This is a genomic window from Nocardioides sp. NPDC101246, assembly GCF_044767415.1.
Classification (GTDB): Bacteria; Actinomycetota; Actinomycetes; order Propionibacteriales; family Nocardioidaceae; genus Nocardioides.
In genome coordinates this window covers 43,707-68,345 of the sequence record NZ_JBIWNX010000023.1, presented here as the reverse complement: position 1 = coordinate 68,345, position 24,639 = coordinate 43,707, and the positions used below count along the sequence as shown (strand labels likewise).

Sequence of the window (24,639 nt, the reverse complement as noted above, 5' to 3'; positions counted from 1 at the left end):
TCTACGGTCCGGCTCGCGTGTCCCCGAAAACGTCAGGAGTCATCTGCCCAAAGGCTTGAGGTCGCGCACCGGCACCTTGACGGTCAGCAGGTCGCCGGCCATCCGGATCCGTCCGCGCATCCCGGCGGCGAGAACCATGGGCAGCACGGCCTGGTTGTCGGACTGGGTGGTGAGCAGGATCTCGTCGGCGCCGAGCATGTGCGCGAGCCTGGCGGTGTCGACCAGCAGCCGGGTGCCGATGCCGCGGCGCTGCCAGGCCGGGTCGACGCGCAGGTTGACGACACGTACGTTCTCGTCGTCCTCGGGCGGGGCCAAGACCTCGCCGATACCGACGGCGACGCCGTCGATCAGGGCGGTGACGGTCTCCCCGGTGACGACGAGCTCGGGGGTGCTTCCGGTGCCCAGCCGGCGCACGGGCGGGGTGGTGCCGATGGCCGCCGACTCGCGGCTGCGGTCGAGGACGTCGTTGACCAGGTCGGCCATCGCGGCGCCGCGGGCGTGCTCGGTCGCGGTGAAGGGGGCGGTGCGGTGCAGCTGGACGTCGACGTCGGCGACCCGCAGCTCCATGGTGTCGTGGACGACCCCGGGCGGGGCCTCGGCCTCGGCGTCGAAGAGCTGGGCGACCACCTCCGGGAACGACATCGGCCGCTCCAGGACGTGCCGAGCCGCCTGCACGTAGCGCGTCGGCTGGTCGGCCAGAGCCGCCTCGGTCGCGGTCTGGATGACGATCGCGCCGCCACCCGCGGAGGAGATCAGGTCGCAGATCTCCTTCTCGCCCCAGCCCTCGGGCGTACGCAGCACGAACTCGTCGGTGACCTGCGCCAGCCCTGGGAAGATCTGCATCCCCAGGATGTTGACCCCGGCCTCACCACAGCGCTGGGCCAGCGCCGCCAGCCTGCCCGGTCGGTCCGGCAGCGTCGTACGCACTCTCCACAACATCGTCCCCGCCATGCGCCCTAGTCTGCCTGTTTCGCTGTTTCTGATCCGTTTCCCACGGTTAAACCTTCGGCCCGGCTCAGTCTGCGGGCGGCCGCGGCGGGGTCCGCTCGCCCGCCTCGACGAGCACGTCGATGTGGTTGGTCGCAGGCGGGAGCGGGCAGGTGGCATGGGTCGTGTAGGCGCAGGGCATGTTCGCGGCGCGGTTGAAGTCGAGGACGACGGTGCCGTCGACCGGCGGCTCGACGGCGAGCTGGCGGCAGGCGGCGTAGGTCGTCACGCCGCTGGTCTCGTCGGTGAACAGCAGCCACAATTCGCCGTCGCCACCGTCGAACGCGATCAGCCGCTGCGGGCGACCACCCACCTCGAACGCGACCTCCCCCACGGCGTCGATGACGCTCGAACGGCCCTCGACCACGGAGCCGACCGAGATCGGGCGGCTCGTCTCGTAGGCGGTGAATGCGGCCCTGATCTGCCACGACGGGTCCGGAGCGTACGTCGGTGTGCCGGTGTAGTCGCGCAGGAACGGCCCGTCGGGCTGCCGCGGCCGCAGGACCGGGGTGCCGAAGCGGTCGGCGACCTCGACGGTTCCGCCGTCGAAGGTCGCGGTCACACCGTACGGATCCACGTGACCGAAGACGTACCGACCTGCGAGGGTCGTCCCGCCGAGCTCGAGCCACTCACCTTCGCCGAGCTCGACGACAGCGCCCTCCGGACCGGTCGACCAGACCCCCGGGATCCCGGGAAACCGCACCGGCCTGCGCCCCAGCCAGTGCAGGGCGGTGATCGCGAGGAAACCTTCGGGGCTTCTCAGCTCGGCTTCCCGCTCATCGCGCCACCGTTGCCAAGCCCGCTCGAAAGTCACGCGCTGCACTCTACAAAGAGTTGCGTTGCCAGGTCTTGCAATGATCGCCGAACTTTACCTCGGGTTTACCTTCGGCGCGCCTGATCCTTCACCCGCGCGAGCCTGGCCAGCCGGATCGCGCCGCGGGCCGCGGTGACCAGGACGAGGTACCAGATCGCCGCCACCACCAGCAGCGGGATGATCAGGTGGTTGCGCTCCTCGAGCGCCTGGACGACCCCGAGCACGTCGGTGATCGAGAGCACCGAGACCAGGCTCGTCACCTGGAGCGTCGTCACCAGGAGGTCGCCCAGCGCGGTCAGCCGGTCTCCACCCGGGAGAGCCCTCGCCGCGTACGCTCCCATCGCCAGCGCCAGCCCCGCGATCGCCGCATAGACCGGCGTGACCAGCCGGACCGCGTCGATGTGCACCCCCGGGATCCCGAAGGTGATGTCGGGAAAGACCAGCGCGATGTTGCTCCACAGCAACAGCTGGACGAGCACCGGGATGCTGCCGAAGACCCAGACGTACGCCGCCGCGATCCCGCTCAGCACCGGGTTGCCCGACCTCTCCATCGAGATCACGACGAGTCCGATCGCCCAGGCCACCGCGAAGACCAGCGCGGTCAGTCGAATCGTGAGCCAGACCCCGGCGAGGACGTCCGGGTGGAGCAGGTGCCCGAGGACCGCAGCCGGGAGCAGGTTCTCGTTGGTGGCCAGGCTCCACAGGAACCTCACGAGGAGCAGGCCGAGGACGGCTGCGATCAGCCATCCGACTGTGTTGGTCTCGACACGCTCGCTGGCGCTCACGGCTCGACCGACGGGGGAACCGCTGGTCGAGCCGCCGGAGCCGCTAGGCGGAGGCGTGTCGAGACCAACACAGTCGTCGTCCGCAGCCGTCTTGCTCATCGAGGTGAACCATGGCGTCTCCTGGTGGCCAGGAGGTTGCGACCAGCTGGTCATTCCTTGAAATCGCCGAGTCGGCGCATCTGTCCCATCCCGCTCGCTTCGCTTCGCGAGACATGGGACAGATGCGCCGACTCGGCTTTGCCTCAGTAGGAGGGCTGAGCCTGGACGTTCAGCTCATCGAACCTGACCCGCTTCGCCGAGGCGACCCGCGGGTCGCGCAGGTCGAAGACGTCGAAGCCACGCTGGATCTCGTTGGAGTAGATGTAGCCGTTGTAGTAGTAGGTCGACCAGGGTCCGGCGATCGTCGTGGTGTCCTCGAACGGACCACGGTCGAACCAGGCGATCTCCTTCGGGTTGGCGGAGTCGGTGAAGTCGTAGACCGACACACCGCCCTGATACCAGGCCTGGACCATGATGTCCTTGCCCTTGACCGGGATCAGCGAGCCGTTGTGGGCGACGCAGTTCTCGGTGTTGGACTGGGTGCGCGGGATCTTGTAGTAGGACTTGAAGACGAGCTGGCCGCCCTCGATGTCGTAGATGCCGTTGGCGCCCTTCTCCATCCCGGTCTCCGGGTTGCAGGTCGGCGCACCGCCGCCGCCGAGCTCGTCGGTGAAGACGACCTTCGTGCCGGTGTTGTTGAAGGTGGCCGAGTGCCAGAACGCGAAGTTCGTGGTGTCGGTGACCTGCTCGGTCACCACCGGGTTCTCACGGTCGGAGATGTCCATCAGGATGCCGTCGCCCATGCAGGCGCCGGCGGCGATGTCCTTGGACGGGTAGGTGGTGATGTCGTGGCAGCCGGCGGTGTTGGTGTATCCGCCGTCGGGGAACAGCACCGGCTCGTTGACCACCGCGGCCCGCTCCGGCGCCCGCTTCGGGATCTTCACGATGCTGATCCGGTCGTGCGGAGGCTGGCAGTCGGGGTACTCCGCGCGCGGACCGTAGGAGGAGACGTACGCATAGACCGATCGCCGGTCCTTGCTCGGGGCCAGCGAGTGGGTGTGGGAACCGCACTTGGTCTCGACCGCCGCGACGTACTGCGGGTCTCTCGGGTTGCTGATGTCGAAGACGCGGATGCCTTCCCACGACTCCTTGATCTCGGCCGACTGCGCCACGTTGTCGCAGGTGTTGTTGCTGCGGCTGGAGTCGACCGAGAGGACCAGCAGGTCGTCATAGACGGAGATGTCGTTCTGGGACCCGGGGCAGACGTACTGCTTCACGAGTCGCGGGCGGGTCGGGTTCTTGATGTCGATGACGTTGAACCCGTTGTAGTTGCCCGCGAACGCGTAGCGGCCCTGGAAGGCGAGGTCGCTGTTGAGGGCGTTGGCGGGCGTGAAGGCACCCGACTTGGGGATGTTGGCGATCAGGCGCATGTTGGGTGTGCCGTCGGACTCGCCGGCGGGCACCACCGGATTGTTGGCGCCGAGGTTGGCGAGGTCGTTGCCGGCGACGCAGGCGGAGGCGAAGTTGTCTCCGAGCTTGGTGATCGCCTGCTTCTCCTCGGCGGTGCAGCTCGTCTGGGCCTCGGGAGCGTCGGTGCTCTCGGTGCCGTGGGTATGGGACTCGTCTGCGGAGGACGGGGCGGCGACGGCCAGCCCTCCTGCGACAACCATGACCACCGCGATGGGGGCCAGGTAGTGGGTGGGTCGTCTTAGCCTCATGATCGCAAGCCTTCCGAGTCGGCCGCCGTGGGGTGGCACGGGCAGGACCTCTCAACTTTAGTAAAAGTCGTACACGGGAGGCATGGAATGTGAATAAATTGTTCACCTCTGCGGGATCTCGGAAGGAGACACATGCCCGGTCGGCGGTTCGGTCTCATCACCTCGGGTGTGGTCGTCGCGGCGATCGCGCTCGGCGGGTGCGGAGGCTCCTCGGACGACGCGCACGGTGAGCACGCCGGGCACTCTCCCAGTCCCGAGGCGGCCACCCAGTCGGCACCCGTGGTCCAGGGCGGAGCGCCCGGTGAGGCCGCGGCGACGATCTCGCCCTCGGCCGCTGCCACGGACCCGTGGTCCCAGACCGATGCCGACTTCGTGACGATGATGATCCCGCACCACGCCCAGGCGCTGGAGATGACCCGGCTGGCCCGCGAGCACGGCGTCCACCCCGAGGTCGTCTCCTTGGCCAAGCGCATCGAGTCGGCCCAGGGTCCCGAGATCGTGGCGATGAGCGGCTGGCTCAACACCCGCGGGCTGCGGGTGCCGCGCGCCTCGGATCCCGCGCACACGATGGCCGGCATGCTCACCCCGGATCAGATGAAGGAGCTCGGCGAGGCCCGCGGGGAGAAGTTCGACCGGCTCTTCCTGACCGGGATGATCCAGCACCACCAGGGCGCCCTGGAGATGGTCGAGCCGATGGCCTCCCAGGGCAGCGACGCGCTGGCGATGGAGATGGCGATGGACGTCGAGGCCACCCAGTCGGTCGAGATCGACATCATGGAGAAGCTGCTCCAGGAGCTGTGAGAACCGATACGGTTCCGCGGTGCCCCTCGCCCCCGCCCGCCGTCGACGCGTCCTGATCGGCTCCGCCGTCGTCCTCTGCCTCGCCCTGATCACGACCGCGCTGGTCTACACCGGCGTCGTGATGCCGACCCGGCTGTTCGCGGCGAAGTACGACGTACGCGGCATCGACGTCTCCCACCACAACGGCACCGTCGACTGGCCACGGGTCGCCGAGCAGGACATCGACTTCGCCTGGATCAAGGCGACCGAGGGCTCCGCGCACGTGGACACACGCTTCGCGGCCAACTGGGCCGAGGCCCGGCGAGCCGGGCTCGCGACCGGCGCCTACCACTTCATGAGCTTCGAGAGCCCGGGCGCCGACCAGGCGCACAACATGATCGCCACGGTGCCTCGCGTGGCCGGCACCCTCGCCCCGGTCGTCGACCTGGAGCCCTATGGCTCCTTCAAGGGGAACCTGCCGCCCGCGACCGAGGTCCGCGCCATCCTCGACCCACTGCTGGCCAAGCTCGAGGCGCACTACGGCATCGCGCCGGTCATCTACACCACGCCGTCGGCCTACCGCGCCTACCTGGTCGACGCCTACCCCGACAACCCCATCTGGTTCCGCTCCGTCGCGTGGCCGCCCCGGGTGCCCGACGGACGGTCGTGGACCATCTGGCAGTACTCCAACCGGGACCGGCTCGAGGGCGTCGGCAGCGAGGACGAGGCGTACGTGGACATGAACGTGCTCTCGGACGACGCCGATCTCGACGAGCTGGTCGTTCGCTGAAATCGCCGAGTCGGCGCATCTGGGACAGATGCGCCGACTCGACTATGCCTCAGTGGCCGTGACCGTGGCCGTGACCGGCCGCGGGCGCCTCTTCCTCTTCCGGCTTGTCGACGACCAGGGTCTCGGTCGTGAGCAGCATGCCCGCGATCGAGGTGGCGTTGATCAGCGCGGAGCGGGTGACCTTGACGGGGTCGATGACGCCCTGGGCGACCAGGTCGCCGTACTCACCCGTGGCGGCGTTGAAGCCCTGCCCGACACCGAGGTCGCGGACCTTGGTGGTGATGACGTAGCCGTTGTCGCCACCGTTCTCGGCGATCCAGCGCAGCGGCTCGTCGGCGGCCTTGCGGACGACGCGTACGCCGACCGCCTCGTCGCCCTCGAGGCCGAGGTCCTTCTCCAGAACGGAGACGGCGTGGATCAGCGCGGAGCCACCGCCGGCGACGATGCCCTCCTCGATGGCGGCGCGGGTCGCGGAGACAGCGTCCTCGATGCGGTGCTTCTTCTCCTTGAGCTCCACCTCGGTGTGAGCGCCGACCTTGATCACGCAGACGCCACCGGCGAGCTTGGCGAGGCGCTCCTGGAGCTTCTCGCGGTCCCAGTCGGAGTCGGTGCGCTCGATCTCGGACTTGATCTCGTTGACGCGACCCTCGACCGCAGCAGCGTCGCCGCCGCCCTCGACGATCGTGGTGTTGTCCTTCGTGACCGTGATCCGGCGAGCGGTGCCGAGCACCTCGAGGCCGACCTGGTCGAGCTTGAGGCCGACCTCCTCGGCGACGACCTGCGCGCCGGTGAGGATCGCGATGTCCTGCAGCATGGCCTTGCGGCGGTCACCGAACGCGGGCGCCTTGACGGCGGTCGCGTTGAAGGTGCCCTTGATCTTGTTCACGACCAGGGTCGAGAGGGCTTCGCCCTCGACGTCCTCGGCGATGATGAACAGCGGCTTGCCGGCGGCGATGACCTTCTCCAGCAGCGGCAGGAGCTCCTGGATGGAGCTGATCTTGCCCTGGACGAGCAGGATCAGCGGGTCGTCGATGACGGCCTCCATCCGCTCCTGGTCGGTCACGAAGTACTGAGAGATGTAGCCCTTGTCGAACTGCATGCCCTCGGTGAACTCGAGCTCGGTGCCGGTGGTGTTGGACTCCTCGACGGTGATGACACCGTCCTTGCCCACCTTGGCGAAGGCCTCGGCGAGGATCTCGCCGATCTTCGCGTCGCGGGAGGAGATCGTGGCGACCGAGGCCATGTCGGACTCGTCGACGACCTCACGGGCGGCGGCACGCAGGGCGTCGCCGACGGCGGCCGCGGCGGCGTCCATACCGCGCTTGAGGCTCATCGGGTTCGCGCCGGCGGCAACCGCGCGCAGACCCTCGTGGACCATCGCCTGGGCGAGGACGGTCGCGGTGGTCGTACCGTCACCAGCGATGTCGTTGGTCTTGGTCGCAACCTCCTTGGTGAGCTGAGCACCAAGGTTCTCGAACGGGTCGTCCAGCTCGATCTCACGCGCGACGGTGACACCGTCGTTGGTGATGGTCGGGGCGCCCCACTTCTTGTCGAGGACGACGTAGCGGCCCTTGGGGCCCAGCGTCACCTTGACGGCGTTGGCGAGGGCGTCGACGCCACGCTCGAGGGCGCGGCGGGCGTTCTCGTCGAACTCCAGGATCTTCGGCATATGCATTTACTCCCTAGTAACGCAGTGCGCGGCCGTGGCCCCAGGACTAACCCCGTCGGCCCGGCCGCGCTGTGCGAGACGGATGACGTCAGGCGATGACCGCGAGGATGTCGCGGGCCGAAAGGATGAGGTACTCCTCGCCGGCGTACTTCACCTCGGTGCCGCCGTACTTGCTGTAGATGACCTTGTCGCCCACGGCGACGTCGAGCGGGACGCGGTTGCCCTTGTCGTCGATACGACCCGGGCCGAGCGCCAGGACCTCGCCCTCCTGGGGCTTCTCCTTGGCGGTGTCCGGGATGACCAGACCGGAGGCGGTGGTCTGCTCGGCCTCGACGGCCTTGACGACGATCCGGTCCTCAAGAGGCTTGATGTTGACCGACACTGTGTCGACCTCCCCATTTCTTTTCTACGGAGTCAGACTTCGGTGGGTGTTGCTACGTCTGTGCTTGCGATCTGCCACGTACGCCGTCGCGGGGGTCGCACCCGGCTCGCAAGCGCTGGCACACTCAAGGGGAGAGTGCCAGAGCAGACGTTAGCACTCGACTGCAATGAGTGCCAGCAAAGCCCGGTCTATCGCCGTCCGGGGAGTCGCACGAAGATTGCGATCGCCCCGCCGAGGAGACCGACGATGACGATGCTTCCGGCGACGACGAGCGCACGCATGCTCTCGTCGTCGTCCTCGGCGCGCTCGGCGAGCGAGGTGACCTTGAGCTCTTCGCCGTCGCTCAGAGTCGTCATCTGCGAGCCGTCCGCGGAGGCCTCGGCAGAGGCCGAGCGGCTCGGCTCCGACGCGGACGCACGAGCCTCCGGCGTACGTACCGGCTGCTCGTCCTGCTCAGCGCCTCCCGCCGGCGCCGGTGCGTCGCTCGTCTGGTCGTTCTGGCCTGCCGGCTCGCTCTGCTCGGGCTCGGCCGACTCTTCGTCACCGCCCGGCCCGTTCCCGGCACCCTCGTCCTCGTCATCGCCCGAGCCGTTGCCGTTCCCGTTTCCGTTCCCGTTTCCGTTGCCGGGGTCGGGGTCAGGGTCGGGTTGCTCGGACGCCGGGATCTTGACGTACGTCACCGAGTAACCCCTCAACGGACGTCCCTCGCTGCCCCAGACGGTCGTGGTGCGCTGCGGCGGCTCCAGGGTGTGCACCTCCGAGCGGCCGCGACGGCCATCGCTGTCCACACAGTAGGACGCGATCAGGTAGCCGTCGGGCGCCACCGCCGTGGCGGAGTACTCACCGTCCAGATCGTGGTAGCCATCGCTCTGCGAGCAGTAGCGGACCGGGGTCACCGAATCCGCGGAAGCGGGCGCGGCGAACAGTAACGAGAGCAGTGTCATGACTGCTGCGAGTGCCCCGAGGCTCTCCAGGATTCGACGTGGGGGACGGCACACGTGACGGAATCCTAGATCAGTGACGCACCGGAAGGTACTGGGATCGTCAGGTCCCGAACACCGGTTGAGAGGATCGGGGTATGGATCTCGACGCCTTCGCCTGGTTGCTGACCGATGACGGGCAACGGTTGCTGGCGCGAGCCACCGAGATGACGATGTCCGAGGAGCCCGGCAAGGGGTCGGCGCTGGCGGTGCAGACCGCCCTGCGCAAGGACGAGGCGGCCGAGCGCGTGGCCGCGGCGATGACCCAGGTCGACCTGCGCCGGAAGGCGGCCGCCAAGTTCGGAGACCTGGCACCGCGGATGTACTTCACCCCCGACGGCCTCGAGCAGGCCACCCGCCTCGCCGTCGCCCACCACCGGGCGGCGCGACTGCGGGCCTTCGACGCGACGAGCGTCATCGACCTGGGCTGCGGGATCGGCGGAGACCTGATCGCGTCCTCGCGTGCCGGGCTCACCGCCGCAGGGGTGGACCGCGATCCGGAGCGGGTCGCCGTCGCCCAGGCGAACCTGGACGCGCTCGGGCTGCCAGGTGCCGTCACCGTCGCCGACGCGACAGATGTCGACCATTCCCCCTTCGATGTCGCGTACGCGGACCCGGCACGTCGCGGCGCCAGGGGCCGGGTCTTCTCCGCAGAGGGGTGGTCGCCGCCGTGGTCGTGGGTCGAGACGCTCTTCGCGCGCGACGCGTGCGTGAAGGTCGCCCCCGGGATCCCGCACGACCTCGTACCCGACAAGGTCGAGGCCGAATGGGTCAGCGACCGCGGCGAGGTCAAGGAGGCCGCACTGTGGTCGGGCTCGCTGGCCAGCACCCACCGGCGGGCCACTGTGATCGGCGAGCGCGGCCTGGCGACGCTCACCTCCGAGGACGACCCCGGCGCCGAGGTCGGCGCGGTCGCCGAGTTCCTCTACGAGCCCGACGGGGCGGTCATCCGCGCCGGTCTGGTCACCGCCGTCGCCGCCGGGGTCCAGGGCCATCTGATCGATGAGCACATCGCGTACGTCGCCTCCTCCGCCTCCTTCGAGACCCCGTTCGCCCGCGGGTATCAGGTGCTCGAGGAGCTCCCCTACCGGGACAAGCAGCTCAAGGCGGCGCTGCGCGAGCGCGGGATCGGGAAGCTGACCATCAAGAAGCGCGGCGTACAGGTCGTGCCCGAGCAGCTCCGCAAGCGGCTCGCGCTGTCCGGCTCCGAGGAGGCCACGATCGTGCTCACCCGAGTCGCCGGCGAAGGGACCTGTCTGCTGGTGCGGCCCTTCTGAGATCGCCGGGGATCAGACCAGGACGGTCGTGATCGGCTGGGAGGAGTCCGCCGGAAGGTCCAGCGCCGAAGGCGTACGCCCCCTGGCCACCATCTCCGCCCCCAGAGCCGCCACCATCGCGCCGTTGTCGGTGCACAGGCCCGGACGCGGGACCCGGACGCGGATGCCGAGCTTGGTGGCGCGCTCCTCGGCGAGCACCCGAAGCCGGCTGTTGGCCGCGACCCCGCCGCCGATGATGATGTCCTCGATGCCTTCGGAAGAGGCTGCGTCGAGGGCCTTTCGCACCAGGACGTCGACCACGGCCTCCTGGAAGCTGGCTGCCACATCGGCAACCGGGACGGGCTCGCCGCTGCGCTCCTTGGCCTCGATCCAGCGGGCGACCGCGGTCTTGAGCCCGGAGAAGGAGAAGTCGAAGCGGTGTCGTTCCAGGTCGCGACGGGCGGTGAGGCCTCGGGGGAAGTCGATCGCGATAGAGCTGCCCGACGTAGCGGTCCGGTCGATCACCGGGCCGCCCGGGAAGCCGAGGCCGAGCAGGCGAGCGACCTTGTCGAAGGCCTCGCCCGCGGCGTCGTCGATGGTCGCGCCCATCGGGTCGACGCCCTCGGTGATGTCAGTGACCTTGAGCAGGCTGGAGTGGCCGCCGGAGACAAGCATGGCAACGCACGGCTCGGGAAGCGGACCGTGCTGCAGCTGGTCGACCGCGACGTGCGAAGCCAGGTGGTTGACCCCGTAGATCGGCTTGTCGAGCCCGAGGGCGAGCGCCTTGGCCGCCGCCACCCCGACCAGGAGGGCACCCGCGAGGCCCGGCCCCGAGGTGACGGCGATCGCGTCGACGTCGTGGAGCTTGATGCCCGACTCCTCGCAGGCACGCTCGATCGTCGGCACCATCGCCTCCAGGTGCGCGCGGCTGGCAACCTCCGGCACGACCCCGCCGAACCGGGCATGCTCCTCGACGCTGCTCGCCACCGCGTCTGCCAGCAGCGTGTGACCTCGCACCACCCCGATCCCCGTCTCATCGCACGACGTCTCGATTCCAAGGACCAAGGGCTCATCGGCGAGAGGACCAGCAGTCATAGGGGCATTCTGCCTTGCGGGCGCTGAGCAGTTGGAAAGCGGCGCCGCCAGCGAGCGGGTTCCGCCGGCAGCGGAAGGAATTTTCCTTCCGCTCGTCGGCCGTACGGCCACAGCGTCAGGGGCACAGCTTCAGGGGACCGCGTGATCCGGCGACCTCGGCACCGGAATACGTTCACCCTGCGGAAGGAATTTTCTTTCCACTGGCACCGCCCGACCCAAGATCAGACCCAGGATCAGACCCAAGATCAGTCGATCCTCCGGAAGGAATTTTCTTTCCGGCCAGAGATGAAGCCGTCGGCTGAGGGCAACGGCGGGTTGAGGGCAACGGCGGGTTGAGGGCAACGGCGGGTTGAGGGCAACGGCGGACTGGGGGCAATGGCTGTCAGGCCGCTGCAGCATCGCTCGGGAGCTCCGCCAACGACGTATACGCCGCGTCCCACAGGCGATGCGCGAGGCCTGCGTCGAGCGGCTCAGCTGCGCACAGACCATCCCACAGTCCGCGAAGTATCGCTTCCACTCCTGCCATCTCGAAGTCGGTGAGCTCGCGGCCGAGTACTGATCGAAACCAGAACCTCGCGTCACGCCACAGCTCACCTGCTGCTTGTCCGACTCCGTCGTCAGAACGGGCAAGCTCCTCAAAACCCAGCCATGCTCTCAGGAAGAACAGGTCATCTTCGTTCTCCGGCAGAAAGCCTGCCCAGCCGGTCGCATTCACCCGATCTGCGACCCGGGTCCAGAACGTGTCCGCGAACGCAGCGGCGGCGTGCGGCAGCATTCCCTGCGTCCCGCCGAACCACCGGTGCAACGTCGACACTCCCGTGTTCGCCTCCTCGGCGATCGTCTGGAGCGTGGGCGGGCGGAGCCCGCCGCGTCCGATCGTCCTGGCCAGAGCGAGGCCCGCTGTCTGCGAGTCGAAGGCGTTGCGTCTGAGGTGCATGACACCCATCGCAGCACAGAGCACCGACAGTTTGGGCTCCGTCAGCCTCGCTGCTCAGGCCGGAGCAACAAGATCGAAGGCCAGCACGATCCCCGTCGCCCCGTCGCGGTAGTAGCGCTCGCGGCGGTCGATCTCGACGAATCCAGCTTGGTGGTAGAACTCGATGGCCCCGGCGTTACCCTCGCGGACCTCGAGGAGAAGTCGCTCGGCTCCCTCGCTCCGAGCGAGATCGATCGACGCCGCGAGGAGCGACCCACCGATTCCGCGACGGCGCTGCTCCTCGGCCGTCGCGATCCGCTGGAGCTCGGCGATCTCGTAGACGACGCTCACCAGCGCATGACCGATGACCGTTCCCGCATCATCGACGGCGACGAGGATCCGAACTGTCGGCATCTTCCCGTCGATCGCCACCTGCAGGTACTCGGGTGTCCAGGCGTCGTCGGGGAACGCCTCGAGCTCGAGGCCGGCGATCGCGTCGACGTCGTCCGGGCCGGCCGGGCGTACGGTCACTGAGAGACCTTCTTCTGCACCTTTTTCTGGGCAGCCTGCTCCACCGCATCGGGCCGACGCAGGTAGAGCGGCTCGGGATCCATCAGCTCGACCTGCTCCTCGGCGACGGCCCGGGCCAGCCAACCGGCGGACGGCCGCACCGGGCCGAGCGGCGTCGGGAACGCGTCGGGATAGAGCAGCGCTCCCTCACCGACCACCGGCCCCGAGGTGGCGACCTCAGCGGGACGGGCGACGACAGGGCCCTCGAGGCGTACGCCGTCGGGGTCGTAGGAGGCCAGGTAGACCTCCTTGCGCCGCGCGTCCGTCGCCACGAAGAACGGCGCACCGATCCCGGAGGCAACGGCCTCCACCGCCAGCACGTCCAGCGTGCAGGCGGCATAGACCGGGATCTCCAGCGCGAACCCGAGGGTCCGGGCGGTGACCAGCCCGACCCGCAGGCCGGTGAACGGCCCGGGGCCGGCACCGACGGCGATGGCGGTCAGATCCTGGCGCACGATCCCGGCCTCGGCGAGGACGCCCGAGATCAGCGGCGCGAGCTGCTCACCATGCTTCATGGTGCGGTCGGAGACGACCTCGGCGACGACGTCGTCGCCATCGTGGAGCGCCACAGTCACCTGGGGCGTGGCGGTGTCAAAGGCGAGAAGCACAACTCACACCCTAGAGCGCGCTGAGGTCCACGCCGCGCCAGCGGGCCCCGACCGGGAGGATCTCCACACGCCGAGGATCCGCGCCGTCGGGCGCCTCGACCAGATCCAGCGGAGCCTCGTCGGCCTCGGCGCGTACGATCCGGATCTCCAACCGCGCCTCGGAGAGCCCCTCGGCCAGGCCCTCGCCCCACTCGACCACGGTCACCGCGTCGTCGAGATCGGTGTCGAGGTCGAGGTCGTCGAGCTCCTCGATCCCGCCGAGCCGATAGGCGTCGACGTGGACGAGCTCCGGACCGCCGACCGTGGAGGGATGCACCCGGGCGATGACGAAGGTCGGCGACGTGATCTCGCCGCGCACCCCGAGCCCCGCCCCGAGGCCCTTGGTGAACGTGGTCTTGCCGGCGCCGAGGCCGCCGGAGAGGACGAGTACGTCACCGGCGGCGACCAGCCCGGCCACCCGCCGACCGAGCTCCGTCATCGCGTCGGCGTCGAGCGCCTCGACGACGTACTCGTTCAGCTGTCGATGCAGCCGCACCGCCGGCGACTCGCGCGAGACCTCGCGAAAACCCTGGCGAACCCAGAACCGCAACGTCTCCGGGAGCTCCTCGCGAGCGATCACCGCGAGATCGTCGAAACCCTCCGCACGCGCGACCCCGGCGGCGTACGTCACCATCTTGTGCGCGACCCCATGACCTTGCTGATCAGGCAGAACAGCGAATCGACGCAGCCACAGGGTCGAGTCCGCAGGATCCATGACGACAGCCCCGACGGCGACCCCGTCCAACCGCGCCACCACTCCGCCGAAGCCGGAGAGGCGCTCCTTCATCGACCCCTCGGTCTCCCCGAGCGCGTCCGCGGGCGGATCCAGCGGCGGGCGGGCCGAGAAGGCCGCCCGGACGATACCGAGCACCTCGGTCGCGGCCTCCGGCCCGACCCGCTCGAAGACGAGCGTCATGCCGAGGCCGCATCCCGGGTGGCCGAGGCGAGCAGCTGGTCGAGCTCGGCGTTGACCTGACCGTGCCGCTCGAGGATGACCATGTGGCCGGCCTTCTCACACTCGACCAGCCGGGAGCCCGGGATGTAGGAGTGCAGCTTGCGGCTGTGGCCGATCGAGGTCAGCCGGTCGGCGGTGCCGCAGATGATCGTGGTCGGCACCCGGCCGAGCGTGGCGATCGACTCGAACTTGTCCAGCGCACGGAAGCTCGGGAAGAACTCCGCGACGACCTCGAACGGTGTCTGCGAGAGCAGTCCGTCCACGAATTCGACGTACGTCTCAGGCACCTCGTCCCCGAAGGCGAACACGTCGGTGAAGACGGTCGCCACCGCCGACCCCATGACACGGAACCGGTCGACGACCCCGTGTCCCCGAGCCAGCGTCCGCATGGTGCTGTTGGCGATCCCGCCGGACAGCTTGGCCGGGAGCACCGGGATCAGCAGCCGGCTCGGGTCGAGACCACCGGCGGTCGTCGAGATCAGGGCGGTGCCGATGATGCGGCCACCCTCGTCGTACGGCGCGAACAGCTCGGGGTGGTCCTCGGCGAGCGCGGCGATCGTCATCCCGCCCATCGAATGGCCGACCAGGATCACCGGGCCCTCAGGCACGACCGCGTCCAGCACCCGGAGCAGGTCGTCACCGAGCTGGTCGATGGTGGCGTTGCCCAGCGAGGAGCGGCCGCTGCGGCCGTGGCTGCGCTGGTCGAAGAAGACCGACCGCACCAGACCCCGGTAGGCGGCGCGCTGGAAGTGCCAGCAGTCGAGGTTGAGGCAGTAGCCGTGCACGAAGACCAGCGTCACCTCGTTCGCCGCACCGGGATGCGTGTGAGCCGGGTCGACCTCGTCGACCTCGACATGAAGAGGTACGCCGTCGGAGGTCACCACGGTGACCGGGCAGGACCGCAGCGTACCGAGCGGGGTCCGGTCCTCGGGGCGTTCCTCGATCGCGCGGCGGCGCTTCCTGACCACCACCGCGCCGCGGGCCGCGGCAGCGACCGCAGCCGCTCCCAGAGTCCCTGCCGCGATCTGGCCGATCCGTGCTGCGATGCTGCTCATCTGTCGCCTCCCTGCTCGGTGTCGACGTCTGTGTCAACATAACGGCGCTTCATCCGTCCTCCGATTCTGGTGACGACCTCGTAGGCGATGGTCTCGCTCGCCTCGGCCCAGTCCTGGGCGGTCGGCTCGCCATCGGCACCTGTGCCCCACAGGACCACCTCGGCACCGGGTTCGACCGAAGCCTCCCCGAGATCGACGACGATCTGGTCCATGCAGACGGTGCCGCGCACCGGGTACCGGGCTCCGTCGATCCACACCTCGGCGCGGTTCCCGGCACGACGCTGGATGCCCTCGGCGTAGCCGACCGGGACCAGCCCCACCGTCGTCGGTTCCTCGGCCACCCAGGTGTGGTTGTAGGAGACACCCGCACCGGCCTCGATCGGCTTCACCAGCGCCAGCTCGGCCCGCACGGTCATCGCCGGGACGAGTCCGAGCTCGGCCCACGGCGATCCCTCGACGCCGGGCGCCGGGTCGATGCCGTACGTCGCGATCCCGACCCGCACCATGTCGAGCCGCGCGCTGGGGCGAAGCAGCGCTCCCGCCGAGTTGGCGAGGTGGCGCACCTCGGGCCGGAGACCGGCCTCCTCGGCGACGGCGAGCGCCTCGCCGAAGACCTTCTCCTGAAGGGCGGAGGCCGGATCGGCGGTGTTCTCGCTGGCGCTGAAGTGCGACCAGATCCCGGTGACCCGGATCGCTCCCTCGGCCTCCAGGATGCGCGCCAGCCCGACCAGCTTCGACCAGTCGGCGAACGCCGCGCCGCCCCGGGAGAGTCCGGTGTCGACCTTGAGCTGCACCCGCGGCGTTCGGCCCAGGGTGTCGCCGGCGGCGGCGTACTTCTCCAGGTCGGCGATCGTGTAGGCGGTGACGTCGATGCCCGCGGCCACGAGCTCCTCGGCGGGCTCGCTGGGCATGATCAGCCAGGCCAGCAGCCGGCCCTCGTCGCCGGCCGCGCGCAGCGCGAGCGCCTCGTCGGCCGAGGCCACGCCGAGCCAGTCGGCGCCGCCTTCGCGGGCGGCCCGCCCGGCCTCGACCAGGCCGTGCCCGTAGCCGTCGGCCTTGACCACCGTCATGATCGGCGTTCGCAGGTGCTCCCGCAGCCGCGAGACGTTGTGTCGGATCGCGGCGAGGTCGATGACGATCTCGGCTCGCCGAAGCGGAGCCCGAGGCGCTGGGCTCGGTGACATGGTGTCAAGGATAGTTGTTGCTAACTCGAGACAGCAGGAAGGGATCGGATAACGGCGGGTATCGCCGCGGCCACGCCGCTCGCGGTCACCGGCCCACCCGCGCTCGCGAGAGTGGCTGCGGTCCCGTGCAGCCAGGCCCCGGCAGACGCGGCGTCGATGGGCGCGAGCCCGGCCGCGAGCAGCGACCCGATCAGCCCGCCGAGCACGTCCCCCGAGCCAGCAGTGGCCAGCCAGGAGGTGCCCGTGGTGTTGACCCGTACCGGCGTGTCGGGGTCAGGTGAGGCGATCGTGGTGCGCCGCCCCTTGAGCAGCACCACCGCATCGAACCGCTTGGCCGCGAGCCGTGCGTAGTGCAGCGGACGAGCCTCGACGTCGCCGCGATCCTCTCGGATCAGTGCCGCGAGCTCGCCGGCGTGCGGAGTCAGGATCGCGGGCACCCCGAGCGGCCCGTTCAGCGCGCGCAGGCTGTCGGCGTCGATGACCAGAGGTACGCCGCTCGCCCGGGCGAACGCGAGCGCGCTGTTGGCGCCGTCGGCGCTGCCGGAGCCGACCACCCACGCCTGTGCCTGGCCGTCGCCGACGACCTCCGGGTTGTGCCGCTTGACCCATTCCGAGGCGGTGCCGACGTAGCGGACCATCCCGGCCAGTCCGGTGTTGGCGCCGGAGACGGCCAGCAGCGCGGCACCGGGATAGGTGGCGCTGCCGACGCGAAGACCGACCACGCCGCGGGTGTACTTGTGCCCGTCCGGCGCGGGACGCGGCACCAGGTCCGCCACGTCGGCGGCCTCGAGGCTCTCGATCACCGGCTTCGGGAGCCGGAGGCCGATGTCGACCAGCTGCACCGTTCCGCACGCCGAGGCGGCCGGGTCGAGCAGATGACACGGCTTGTGGGATCCGAAGGTGACCGTCAGATCAGCGGTCACATGCGCACCGTCGATCTCGCCGGTGTCGACGCAGACCCCGCTCGGTGTGTCCACGGACACCACCGGAACCCCGGCCAGCATTGCCAGCGCCTCCTCGGCATCCGGCCGCAGCCCGGGCTTCCCGCCGATCCCGACGATCCCGTCCACGACGACCGAAGGTTGTGAACCTGAGAGTGACCTATAGCCCTCGCTGAGCTTCACAACCCCGCCACCAGCGGCCCGCAGCGCGGCGACCCCACCCGAATGCGCGCGATCCGCCAGCAACCACGCCTCGACCTGTACGCCACGGCGGGCAAGGATCGCCCCGGCGTACAACGCGTCTCCGCCGTTGTCACCGCTCCCGACCAGGAGCACGACGCGCTTGCCGTAGACCCCGCCGAGACCCCGCCCGCGAAGATGGCCGATGACCGCGTAGGCCAGCCCGGCCGCCGCACGCTGCATCAGGGCACCTTCTGGCAGGCTCGCCATCAAGGCCTTCTCTGCCGCTCTGACCTGCTCAACCGAGTGCGCACGCCGCATGGTCCAAGCCTACGCGCTGGGGTGCTGGGGAGATCGGGCCGAAGGTTCGAACAGGCCCGGTCAGTCCTCCAGGACGACCATCGCCGAGGCGATGCCGGCGTCGTGGGAGAGCGAGAGGTGGACGGTGGCGACGCCGAGCTTCGTGGCATGCGCCAGCACGGTCCCGCGGAGCTCGAAGCGCGGCTGGCCCGAGGACTCCGAGATCACCTCGGCGTCGTGCCACTCCATCCCCTGCGGCGCGCCGAGCGCCTTGGCGAGCGCCTCCTTCGCGGCGAACCGGGCCGCCAGCGAGGCCATCGGCTTCGTCGCCTCGGCGGGCGTGAACAGACGCTCGCGCAGCCGCGGCGTACGCTCCAGCGACTCTTCGAAGCGCTCCAGGTCGCAGACGTCGATCCCGACTCCGAGGACAGCCATCAGTGGACCGCCGTCACTCGACCGTGACGGACTTGGCGAGGTTGCGCGGCTGGTCGACGTCGTAGCCGAGCTCGGTGGCGAGCTGGCAGGCGAAGAGCTGCATCGGCACGACCGCGACGAGCGGCTGCAGGAGCACCGGCACCTTGGGCAGCCGGATGATCGTGTCGGAGACCGAGTCGACCGAGTCGTCGCCCTCCTCGACCAGTGCGATCGTGCGGGCGCCGCGAGCGCGTACCTCCATGATCCCCGAGCGCATCTTGTCGTGCAGGAAGTCGCGGCCGCGCGGCGGCACGATGCACCAGATCGGCAGGCCCTCCTCGACCAGCGCGATCGGACCGTGCTTGAGCTCGCCGGCGGCGAACCCCTCGGCGTGCAGGTAGGCGAGCTCCTTGAGCTTCAGCGCGCCCTCGAGCGCCACCGGATAGCCGGCGTGGCGGCCCAGGAACAGGAAGGCGCGGCGATCGGCGTACTCACGCGCGAGCTCGTAGACCTGCGGTGCGGTCTCCAGCACCTTCGCCACGGCATCAGGCATCGCCTCGAGCTGCGTCATCACGCCGTCGATCTCGTCGCCGTACATCGTGCCCTTGACCTGGGCCAGGTAGAGCGCGAGCAGGTAGCAGGCGACCAGCTGGGTGACGTACCCCTTGGTCGAGGCGACGCCGATCTCCGGGCCGGCGTGGGTGTAGATGACCGCGTCGGACTCGCGCGGGATCGTGGAGCCGTTGGTGTTGCAGATCGCCAGCACCTTCGAGCGCTGCGAGCGCGCGTGCCGGATCGCCTGCAGCGTGTCGGCGGTCTCGCCGGACTGCGAGATCGCCACCACCAGGGTGGAGTTGTCGAGGATCGGGTCGCGGTAGCGGAACTCGGAGGCCAGCTCGACCTCGACCGAGATCCGACACCAGTGCTCGATGGCGTACTTCGCGACCATGCCCGCGTAGAACGACGTCCCCGCGGCGATGATGATGATCTTGGTGACCTCGCGCAGCTCGTCGTCGTCGAGCCGCATCTCGTCGAGATGGAGCGACCCCGAAGGCGTACGCCGTCCCAGCAGCGAGTCCGCGACGGCACGAGGCTGCTCGAGGATCTCCTTGCGCATGAACCAGTCGTGGCCGTCCTTCTCGGCGGCGGCCAGGTCCCAGTCGACGTGGAAGCGGCGGCCCTCGGCGGGGGTGCCGTCGAAGTTGGTGACCGTGGCACCGGACCGGGTGATCGTGACGACCTGGTCCTGGTCGAGCTCCATCGCCTCGCGGGTGTGCTCGATGAAGGCGGCGACGTCGGAGCCGAGGAACGACTCCCCCTCGCCCAGGCCGACCACGAGCGGGCTGTTGCGGCGCGCGGCGACGACCCGGTCGGGGTCGGAGGCGTCGATCGCGACGAAGGTGAAGGCGCCTTCGAGGATCGAGCAGACCTTCTGCATCGCGACGGTCAGGTCGGCCCCGCCGACGACCTCGCGCTCGAGCAGATGAGCGGCCACCTCGGTGTCGGTCTGCGAGCTGAACTCGTGGCCCTCGGTCTCCAGCTCGGCACGCAGCTCGGCGAAGTTCTCGATGATCCCGTTGTGCACGACCGCGACCCGGCCGGTGCGGCCGACGTGCGGGTGGGCGTTGCCGTCGGTCGGACCGCCGTGGGTCGCCCAGCGGGTGTGGCCGATCCCGGTCGTCGACGCCGGCAACGGCGTGCCCGCGATCGCCTTCTCCAGGTTGGCGAGCTTGCCGGCCCTCTTGTCCACCGCCAGGGCCCCGTCAGCCGAGATCAGCGCGATCCCGGCCGAGTCGTAGCCGCGGTACTCCAACCGCCGCAGGCCATCGATCACGACGTCCTGCGCCGACCGGTCTCCGACGTACCCAACGATGCCGCACATGGCGGATGATCCTACGGCTCTCGTGGACCCCAGCAGGAAGCGGCGGCGCATGTGCGTAACAATCGTTGCCATGTCACACCCCGCGCCACACGGCGACGACCGCGGCTCTTCGCCCTACGTCGAGCTCGACCGAAGCGCGTGGGCAGAGCTCGCGACCGAGACCGAGAGTCCGCTGACCGAGGCCGAGATCGAGTCTCTGCGGGGCCTGGGCGACCAGATCGACCTCAAGGAGGTCGAGGAGGTCTACCTGCCGCTGAGCCGGCTGTTGAGCCTCTACGTGAGCGCCTCGGACAGGCTCCATGACCAGCAGGAGCTGTTCCTCGGCAAGACGATGCCGGAGCGTACGCCGTTCGTCATCGGCGTCGCCGGATCCGTCGCCGTCGGCAAGTCGACCACGGCTCGTGTGCTCCAGCAGATGCTCGCCCACTGGCCCGAGCACCCCAACGTCGCCCTGGTGACCACCGACGGGTTCCTCTACCCCAACGCCGAGCTCGAGCGTCGCGGCCTGATGGAGCGCAAGGGCTTCCCGGAGTCGTACGACCGCAAGGCCCTGCTCCGCTTCCTCGTCGACCTCAAGTCGGGTGAGGACGAGGTGCGCGCGCCGATCTACTCACACCTGACCTACGACGTCACCGACCAGACCGTGCTGGTCAAGAAGCCCGACATCGTCATCCTCGAGGGCCTCAACGTCCTGCAGCCCTCCCGGGTCCGCGCCGACGGCACCATCTCGCTGGCGCTCTCGGACTTCTTCGACTTCTCCGTCTACGTCGACGCGGGGTCGCGCGACATCAAGCAGTGGTACGTCGACCGCTTCCTGCGGCTGCGCGAGACCGCCTTCCGCGACCCGTCGTCCTACTTCACGAAATATGCGGCCCTGAGCCACGACGAGGCCATCACCCGCGCGACCGAGATCTGGAACGAGATCAACGGTCCCAACCTCCGCGAGAACGTCCTCCCCACCCGCTCCCGCGCCACCCTCGTCCTCCGCAAGGACAGCGACCACTCCGTCCGCTACGTGCGGCTCCGAAAGATCTGACGCCGAGTCGGCTCATCCTGACCGAAAACCACGCCGAGTCGGCTCGTCTTGACGAGCCGACTCGGCAACGGGTGTGACGGGAGGGGTCAGAGAGCCAGGCGGGAACGGACCACGTCCGCGAGCCGCTCGGCACACGCCTCGGCCTCGTGATGCGTGGGGGCCTCGACCATGACGCGTACGAGGTTCTCGGTGCCGGAGGGACGCAGCAGGATCCGCCCGGAGCCGGCCATGGCCGTCTCCTCGGCGGCCACGGCCTCGAGGAGGCCGTCGTCGGTCTTGCAGCGGGCCTTGTCGACGCCCTTGACGTTGAGCAGGACCTGCGGGAGGCGGGTGACGACGGAGGCGAGGTCGGCGAGGGTGCGCCCGGTGAGGGTCATCCGCTGCAGGACGTGCAGCGCGGTGAGGATGCCGTCGCCGGTGGTAGCGTGCTCGCTCATGATGATGTGGCCGGACTGCTCGCCACCGATGGCGTAGCCGCCCCAGCGCATCTCCTCGAGCACGTAGCGGTCGCCCACGGCGGTCTGCTTCACATGGACGCCGGCGGCGTCCATCGCCTTGACGAAGCCGAGGTTGCTCATCACGGTGACGACCACGGTGTCGTCGGGGAGGCGGCCGGCGTCGTGGAGCCCGAGTGCGAGGATCGCGATGAGCTGGTCGCCGTCGACCAGGTTGCCCTCACCGTCGACGGCCAGGCAGCGGTCGGCGTCGCCGTCCCAGGCGAACCCGACGTCGGCGCCGTGCTCGAGGACCGCCTTCTGGAGCATCTCCGGGTGGGTCGAACCGACCCCGTCGTTGATCGAGAGGCCGTCGTTGACGTCGTTGATCGCGATCACCTTCGCCCCGGCCTGGTCCAGGGCCAGCGGGCCCGCGGCGGCGGCCGCGCCGTTGGCGCAGTCGACGACGACGGTCAGCCCGTCGAGGCGGCGCTCCAGCGTGGAGATCAGGTGGGCTGCGTACGTCTCCACGGGGTTCTCGTGGGTCGAGATCCGGCCCACCGACGCGCCGGTGGGGCGGTCCCAGGGCTCGTCGAGGTGTGCCTCGATCCGGTCCTCGAGCACGTCGTCGAGCTTGTGCCCGCCGCGCTGGAGGAACTTGATGCCGTTGTCGGGCATCGGGTTGTGCGAGGCCGAGATGACCACGCCGAGGTCGGCCTGCAGGGCCGCGGTGAGGTAGGCGACCCCGGGCGTCGGCAGCACGCCGACGTCGATCACGTCGCAACCGGCCGAGGCCAGACCACCGGCAACCGTCGCCTGCAGGAACTGCCCGGAGACGCGCGAGTCGTTGCCGACCACCGCCAGCGGCTTGCGTCCGCTGCCGGAGCCGCGCAGCTCCTCGGTCAGGACCAGTGCCGCCGATGTCGCCAGGTTCTGGGCGAGCGAGGCGGTGAGGATCTCGCCGTTCGCGAGACCGCGAACTCCGTCAGTGCCGAAAAGGCGTGCCACGTCCGTGTGACCTTCTTTCGTACGTCGGCCCCCGCCCGAAAAATGTGTTGGGGTGCCTCGGCGAGCCGAGGCACCCCAACAATGCTAGGCGATCTGCAGGGCGATCAGCGCTTGCTGAACTGCGAGGCCTTGCGGGCCTTCTTGAGACCGGCCTTCTTCCGCTCCACGACGCGGGCGTCGCGGGTCAGCAGACCGGCCTTCTTCAGGGTCGGGCGGTTGGCCTCTTCGTCAACGATGTTGAGCGAGCGGGCCACGCCGAGACGCAGCGCGCCGGCCTGACCGGCGATGCCGCCGCCGTCGATACGGGCGATCACGTCGAAGCGGCCCTCGAGCTGCAGCGCGGCGAACGGCTCGTTCGCGATCTGCTGGTGCAGCTTGTTGGGGAAGTAGTCCTCGATGGTGCGACCGTTGATGGTCCACTCGCCGGTGCCCGGGACGATCCGGACGCGGGCCACGGACTCCTTGCGGCGGCCCGTGGCGGCAGCCGGGGCGATGGTCGCCGGGCGCTCGGGGGTGTCGGCGGACGGGGCGCTCTCGGAGGTGTACGCGAGGCCCTGCTCGTCGGTCTCGAAGGTCTCCTCGACCTCTACGGTGTTCTCAGTCATGTCCTGGTCCTGGCTCACTGGGCGATCTGCTTGATCTCGAACGGAACGGCCTGCTGCGCGGCGTGCGGGTGCGTCGGACCGGAGTAGACCTTGAGCTTCTTGAGCATCTGGCGGCCGAGCTTGTTCTTCGGCAGCATGCCCCACACAGCGGACTCGATCGCCTTGCGGGCGTCCTTCTCGAGGATCTCGCCGATCGGGGTCGCGGTCAGACCACCCGGGTAGCCGGAGTGGCGGTAAGCCAGCTTGGTCTTGGCCTTGTTGCCGGAGAGGGAGACCTTCTCGGCGTTGATGACGATGACGAAGTCGCCGGTGTCCGCGTTGGGCGCGAAGATCGCCTTGTGCTTGCCGCGGAGGAGCTCAGCGGCCTGGACCGCGAGGCGGCCGAGACGGACGTCGGTCGCGTCGATCACGAGCCAGGCGCGCTCGATGTCGCCCGGCTTGGGAGCGTAAGTACGCACGTGTGCCTTCTTAGTTCGTTGGACCCGGCGCACGGATGCGCACCGGGATGGTGCTGCGTGGCTTCTGACGAACACGGCCCGGCTTGCCCTACCACGGGGGTAGTCATCCGGATCTGCGTCCCTGACCGTGCGAATGGCCAGGACGCGGCAGGAGTCACGACCGCACAAGGTTACGAGCCCCCGCACGACAGAGACAAATCAAGACGTACGCCGCCGGTCGGGGAGCCGGGCGGCGTACGCGATCTTGGGGTTGGTCAGCTCGACTGACCCTGGGACTGCCCGTCGGACTGGTCCTGTGGCTGGCCGAAGCCACCGGGGCCACCGCCGTCCTGGCCGAAGTCGGGCCGCTGACCACCGTCGGGCATCTGCCCGCCGTCCGGCGGCTGGCCGTACGGCGTCTGACCGCCGCCGCGCTGACCGAACTCCCGCTGGCCCTGGTCGGAGCCACCGTCGACGACCGCGGCGACTCCCGCGGCGACGCCACCGCCGATGACGAGACCGGCGGCCGCGGCGACCGCGACGCTCTTCCAGCCGAAGACCCGCTCGGAGAGCTTCTTCTTCGGAGCGGCCTGCTCGACAGCGGCCTGCTCGACAGCAGCCTCCTCGACCGGTGGCTGCACCGGCTCGGGAGCCTCGTCGTCCTTACTCTGGTCGCTCATGTTTCCAGAGTCCGCCCGGCACCTGTGGTGAGGCTGTGCCAGGCCTTTGACTTCGGTGAGAACAAAGACGTACGCCGCCGGGACAGCGCCCGGCGGCGTA

The 24,639-nt window shown here is 69.4% G+C and carries 25 protein-coding genes; 4 read left to right on the top strand and 21 right to left on the bottom strand.

Annotation, left to right across the window (positions count from 1 at the left end; all coding sequences use genetic code 11):
* Positions 1-39 precede the first annotated feature (39 nt).
* From ACIRON_RS29240 to ACIRON_RS29225, 4 genes are all read right to left on the bottom strand, one after another.
* Complete coding sequence (locus tag ACIRON_RS29240; protein ID WP_402998435.1) at positions 40-951, bottom strand: GNAT family N-acetyltransferase; 912 nt, start codon at positions 949-951, stop codon at positions 40-42.
* 64 nt (positions 952-1,015) lie between these two features.
* Positions 1,016-1,801: a DUF1684 domain-containing protein gene (locus ACIRON_RS29235; RefSeq protein ID WP_402998432.1), complete on the bottom strand. Its 786-nt coding sequence runs from the start codon at positions 1,799-1,801 to the stop codon at positions 1,016-1,018.
* A gap of 65 nt (positions 1,802-1,866) precedes the next feature.
* The gene (locus ACIRON_RS29230) at positions 1,867-2,685 is read right to left on the bottom strand and encodes a hypothetical protein (RefSeq protein WP_402998429.1); all 819 of its coding nucleotides are present in this window, start codon (positions 2,683-2,685) and stop codon (positions 1,867-1,869) included.
* A 143-nt stretch (positions 2,686-2,828) separates the two neighbouring features.
* Positions 2,829-4,343 carry an LVIVD repeat-containing protein gene (locus tag ACIRON_RS29225; protein WP_402998427.1) on the bottom strand — a complete coding sequence of 505 codons (1,515 nt, stop codon included), beginning with the start codon at positions 4,341-4,343 and terminating at the stop codon, positions 2,829-2,831.
* A gap of 132 nt (positions 4,344-4,475) precedes the next feature.
* On the opposite strand from ACIRON_RS29225, the gene ACIRON_RS29220 reads away from it, so the two are divergent.
* Together ACIRON_RS29220 and ACIRON_RS29215 are read left to right on the top strand one after the other, a co-directional pair.
* Positions 4,476-5,144, top strand: coding sequence for a DUF305 domain-containing protein (locus ACIRON_RS29220; RefSeq protein ID WP_402998424.1), 669 nt, complete (start codon positions 4,476-4,478; stop codon positions 5,142-5,144).
* 19 nt (positions 5,145-5,163) lie between these two features.
* Positions 5,164-5,913 carry a GH25 family lysozyme gene (locus ACIRON_RS29215; protein ID WP_402998421.1) on the top strand — a complete coding sequence of 250 codons (750 nt, stop codon included), beginning with the start codon at positions 5,164-5,166 and terminating at the stop codon, positions 5,911-5,913.
* Between the two features lie 49 nt (positions 5,914-5,962).
* Here the strand turns inward: ACIRON_RS29215 and groL are convergent, their stop codons facing one another.
* The 3 genes from groL to ACIRON_RS29200 all read right to left on the bottom strand — a co-directional run bounded on the left by groL (position 5,963) and on the right by ACIRON_RS29200 (position 8,908).
* Positions 5,963-7,582: a chaperonin GroEL gene (gene groL / locus ACIRON_RS29210; protein ID WP_091051800.1), complete on the bottom strand. Its 1,620-nt coding sequence runs from the start codon at positions 7,580-7,582 to the stop codon at positions 5,963-5,965.
* Between the two features lie 88 nt (positions 7,583-7,670).
* Entirely contained in the window at positions 7,671-7,964 is a 294-nt protein-coding gene (gene groES, locus ACIRON_RS29205; RefSeq protein WP_008362423.1) for a co-chaperone GroES, read from the bottom strand.
* Positions 7,965-8,152: 188 nt separating this feature from the next.
* Positions 8,153-8,908 (bottom strand): hypothetical protein, encoded by a 756-nt coding sequence (locus ACIRON_RS29200; RefSeq protein ID WP_402998418.1) that lies wholly within the window; start codon positions 8,906-8,908, stop codon positions 8,153-8,155.
* 134 nt (positions 8,909-9,042) lie between these two features.
* Between ACIRON_RS29200 and ACIRON_RS29195 the strand changes: the two genes are divergently transcribed.
* Positions 9,043-10,221: a methyltransferase domain-containing protein gene (locus tag ACIRON_RS29195; RefSeq protein ID WP_402998415.1), complete on the top strand. Its 1,179-nt coding sequence runs from the start codon at positions 9,043-9,045 to the stop codon at positions 10,219-10,221.
* Between the two features lie 12 nt (positions 10,222-10,233).
* Here the strand turns inward: ACIRON_RS29195 and tsaD are convergent, their stop codons facing one another.
* The 10 genes from tsaD to glmS form a co-directional block, all read right to left on the bottom strand.
* Positions 10,234-11,295, bottom strand: a complete 1,062-nt coding sequence (tsaD, locus tag ACIRON_RS29190) for a tRNA (adenosine(37)-N6)-threonylcarbamoyltransferase complex transferase subunit TsaD (protein WP_402998412.1) — start codon at positions 11,293-11,295, stop codon at positions 10,234-10,236.
* A 382-nt stretch (positions 11,296-11,677) separates the two neighbouring features.
* Positions 11,678-12,241: a hypothetical protein gene (locus ACIRON_RS29185; RefSeq protein WP_402998410.1), complete on the bottom strand. Its 564-nt coding sequence runs from the start codon at positions 12,239-12,241 to the stop codon at positions 11,678-11,680.
* Between the two features lie 45 nt (positions 12,242-12,286).
* The gene (gene rimI / locus ACIRON_RS29180) at positions 12,287-12,742 is read right to left on the bottom strand and encodes a ribosomal protein S18-alanine N-acetyltransferase (RefSeq protein ID WP_091051789.1); all 456 of its coding nucleotides are present in this window, start codon (positions 12,740-12,742) and stop codon (positions 12,287-12,289) included.
* On the bottom strand, positions 12,739-13,389 hold the full coding sequence (tsaB, locus tag ACIRON_RS29175) for a tRNA (adenosine(37)-N6)-threonylcarbamoyltransferase complex dimerization subunit type 1 TsaB (RefSeq protein WP_402998406.1): 651 nt from the start codon (positions 13,387-13,389) through the stop codon (positions 12,739-12,741). Before tsaB ends, rimI begins: the two co-directional genes overlap by 4 nt.
* Positions 13,390-13,399: 10 nt before the next feature.
* Positions 13,400-14,344, bottom strand: a complete 945-nt coding sequence (gene tsaE / locus ACIRON_RS29170; RefSeq protein WP_402998404.1) for a tRNA (adenosine(37)-N6)-threonylcarbamoyltransferase complex ATPase subunit type 1 TsaE — start codon at positions 14,342-14,344, stop codon at positions 13,400-13,402.
* Positions 14,341-15,438 carry an alpha/beta fold hydrolase gene (locus ACIRON_RS29165; RefSeq protein WP_402998401.1) on the bottom strand — a complete coding sequence of 366 codons (1,098 nt, stop codon included), beginning with the start codon at positions 15,436-15,438 and terminating at the stop codon, positions 14,341-14,343. Before ACIRON_RS29165 ends, tsaE begins: the two co-directional genes overlap by 4 nt.
* Complete coding sequence (alr, locus tag ACIRON_RS29160; RefSeq protein WP_402998399.1) at positions 15,435-16,622, bottom strand: alanine racemase; 1,188 nt, start codon at positions 16,620-16,622, stop codon at positions 15,435-15,437. Before alr ends, ACIRON_RS29165 begins: the two co-directional genes overlap by 4 nt.
* Before the next feature lie 20 nt (positions 16,623-16,642).
* On the bottom strand, positions 16,643-18,013 hold the full coding sequence (locus tag ACIRON_RS29155; protein ID WP_402998397.1) for an NAD(P)H-hydrate epimerase: 1,371 nt from the start codon (positions 18,011-18,013) through the stop codon (positions 16,643-16,645).
* A 111-nt stretch (positions 18,014-18,124) separates the two neighbouring features.
* Positions 18,125-18,478, bottom strand: coding sequence for a holo-ACP synthase (locus ACIRON_RS29150; RefSeq protein WP_402998395.1), 354 nt, complete (start codon positions 18,476-18,478; stop codon positions 18,125-18,127).
* Positions 18,479-18,491: 13 nt separating this feature from the next.
* On the bottom strand, positions 18,492-20,339 hold the full coding sequence (gene glmS, locus ACIRON_RS29145; RefSeq protein WP_402998393.1) for a glutamine--fructose-6-phosphate transaminase (isomerizing): 1,848 nt from the start codon (positions 20,337-20,339) through the stop codon (positions 18,492-18,494).
* Between the two features lie 70 nt (positions 20,340-20,409).
* Between glmS and coaA the strand changes: the two genes are divergently transcribed.
* A complete protein-coding gene (coaA, locus tag ACIRON_RS29140) occupies positions 20,410-21,375 on the top strand; it encodes a type I pantothenate kinase (RefSeq protein WP_402998390.1) in 966 nt (321 codons plus the stop codon).
* 86 nt (positions 21,376-21,461) lie between these two features.
* Here coaA and glmM read toward each other — a convergent pair whose 3' ends face one another.
* From glmM to ACIRON_RS29120, 4 genes are all read right to left on the bottom strand, one after another.
* A complete protein-coding gene (gene glmM / locus ACIRON_RS29135; RefSeq protein WP_402998387.1) occupies positions 21,462-22,817 on the bottom strand; it encodes a phosphoglucosamine mutase in 1,356 nt (451 codons plus the stop codon).
* 104 nt (positions 22,818-22,921) lie between these two features.
* Positions 22,922-23,422 (bottom strand): 30S ribosomal protein S9, encoded by a 501-nt coding sequence (rpsI, locus tag ACIRON_RS29130; RefSeq protein WP_176884242.1) that lies wholly within the window; start codon positions 23,420-23,422, stop codon positions 22,922-22,924.
* 14 nt (positions 23,423-23,436) lie between these two features.
* Positions 23,437-23,880, bottom strand: coding sequence for a 50S ribosomal protein L13 (gene rplM / locus ACIRON_RS29125; RefSeq protein WP_091051763.1), 444 nt, complete (start codon positions 23,878-23,880; stop codon positions 23,437-23,439).
* A gap of 254 nt (positions 23,881-24,134) precedes the next feature.
* Positions 24,135-24,539 (bottom strand): hypothetical protein, encoded by a 405-nt coding sequence (locus ACIRON_RS29120; RefSeq protein ID WP_402998383.1) that lies wholly within the window; start codon positions 24,537-24,539, stop codon positions 24,135-24,137.
* Between the last annotated feature and the right edge of the window lie 100 nt (positions 24,540-24,639).

What these genes read in the sequence shown, in the direction of transcription:
- coaA (WP_402998390.1), top strand. Translation starts at nt 20,410, where the DNA reads ATGTCACACCCCGCGCCACACGGCGACGACCGCGGCTCTTCGCCCTAC.
- ACIRON_RS29220 (WP_402998424.1), top strand. Translation starts at nt 4,476, where the DNA reads ATGCCCGGTCGGCGGTTCGGTCTCATCACCTCGGGTGTGGTCGTCGCG.
- rpsI (WP_176884242.1), bottom strand. Translation starts at nt 23,422, where the DNA reads ATGACTGAGAACACCGTAGAGGTCGAGGAGACCTTCGAGACCGACGAG.
- ACIRON_RS29150 (WP_402998395.1), bottom strand. Translation starts at nt 18,478, where the DNA reads ATGGCTGTCCTCGGAGTCGGGATCGACGTCTGCGACCTGGAGCGCTTC.
- ACIRON_RS29225 (WP_402998427.1), bottom strand. Translation starts at nt 4,343, where the DNA reads ATGAGGCTAAGACGACCCACCCACTACCTGGCCCCCATCGCGGTGGTC.
- ACIRON_RS29230 (WP_402998429.1), bottom strand. Translation starts at nt 2,685, where the DNA reads ATGAGCAAGACGGCTGCGGACGACGACTGTGTTGGTCTCGACACGCCT.
- ACIRON_RS29200 (WP_402998418.1), bottom strand. Translation starts at nt 8,908, where the DNA reads ATGACACTGCTCTCGTTACTGTTCGCCGCGCCCGCTTCCGCGGATTCG.
- tsaD (WP_402998412.1), bottom strand. Translation starts at nt 11,295, where the DNA reads ATGACTGCTGGTCCTCTCGCCGATGAGCCCTTGGTCCTTGGAATCGAG.
- alr (WP_402998399.1), bottom strand. Translation starts at nt 16,622, where the DNA reads ATGTCACCGAGCCCAGCGCCTCGGGCTCCGCTTCGGCGAGCCGAGATC.
- glmS (WP_402998393.1), bottom strand. Translation starts at nt 20,339, where the DNA reads ATGTGCGGCATCGTTGGGTACGTCGGAGACCGGTCGGCGCAGGACGTC.
- ACIRON_RS29185 (WP_402998410.1), bottom strand. Translation starts at nt 12,241, where the DNA reads ATGGGTGTCATGCACCTCAGACGCAACGCCTTCGACTCGCAGACAGCG.
- tsaE (WP_402998404.1), bottom strand. Translation starts at nt 14,344, where the DNA reads ATGACGCTCGTCTTCGAGCGGGTCGGGCCGGAGGCCGCGACCGAGGTG.
- groL (WP_091051800.1), bottom strand. Translation starts at nt 7,582, where the DNA reads ATGCCGAAGATCCTGGAGTTCGACGAGAACGCCCGCCGCGCCCTCGAG.
- ACIRON_RS29240 (WP_402998435.1), bottom strand. Translation starts at nt 951, where the DNA reads ATGGCGGGGACGATGTTGTGGAGAGTGCGTACGACGCTGCCGGACCGA.
- ACIRON_RS29155 (WP_402998397.1), bottom strand. Translation starts at nt 18,013, where the DNA reads ATGGCGAGCCTGCCAGAAGGTGCCCTGATGCAGCGTGCGGCGGCCGGG.
- ACIRON_RS29195 (WP_402998415.1), top strand. Translation starts at nt 9,043, where the DNA reads ATGGATCTCGACGCCTTCGCCTGGTTGCTGACCGATGACGGGCAACGG.
- ACIRON_RS29120 (WP_402998383.1), bottom strand. Translation starts at nt 24,539, where the DNA reads ATGAGCGACCAGAGTAAGGACGACGAGGCTCCCGAGCCGGTGCAGCCA.
- ACIRON_RS29165 (WP_402998401.1), bottom strand. Translation starts at nt 15,438, where the DNA reads ATGAGCAGCATCGCAGCACGGATCGGCCAGATCGCGGCAGGGACTCTG.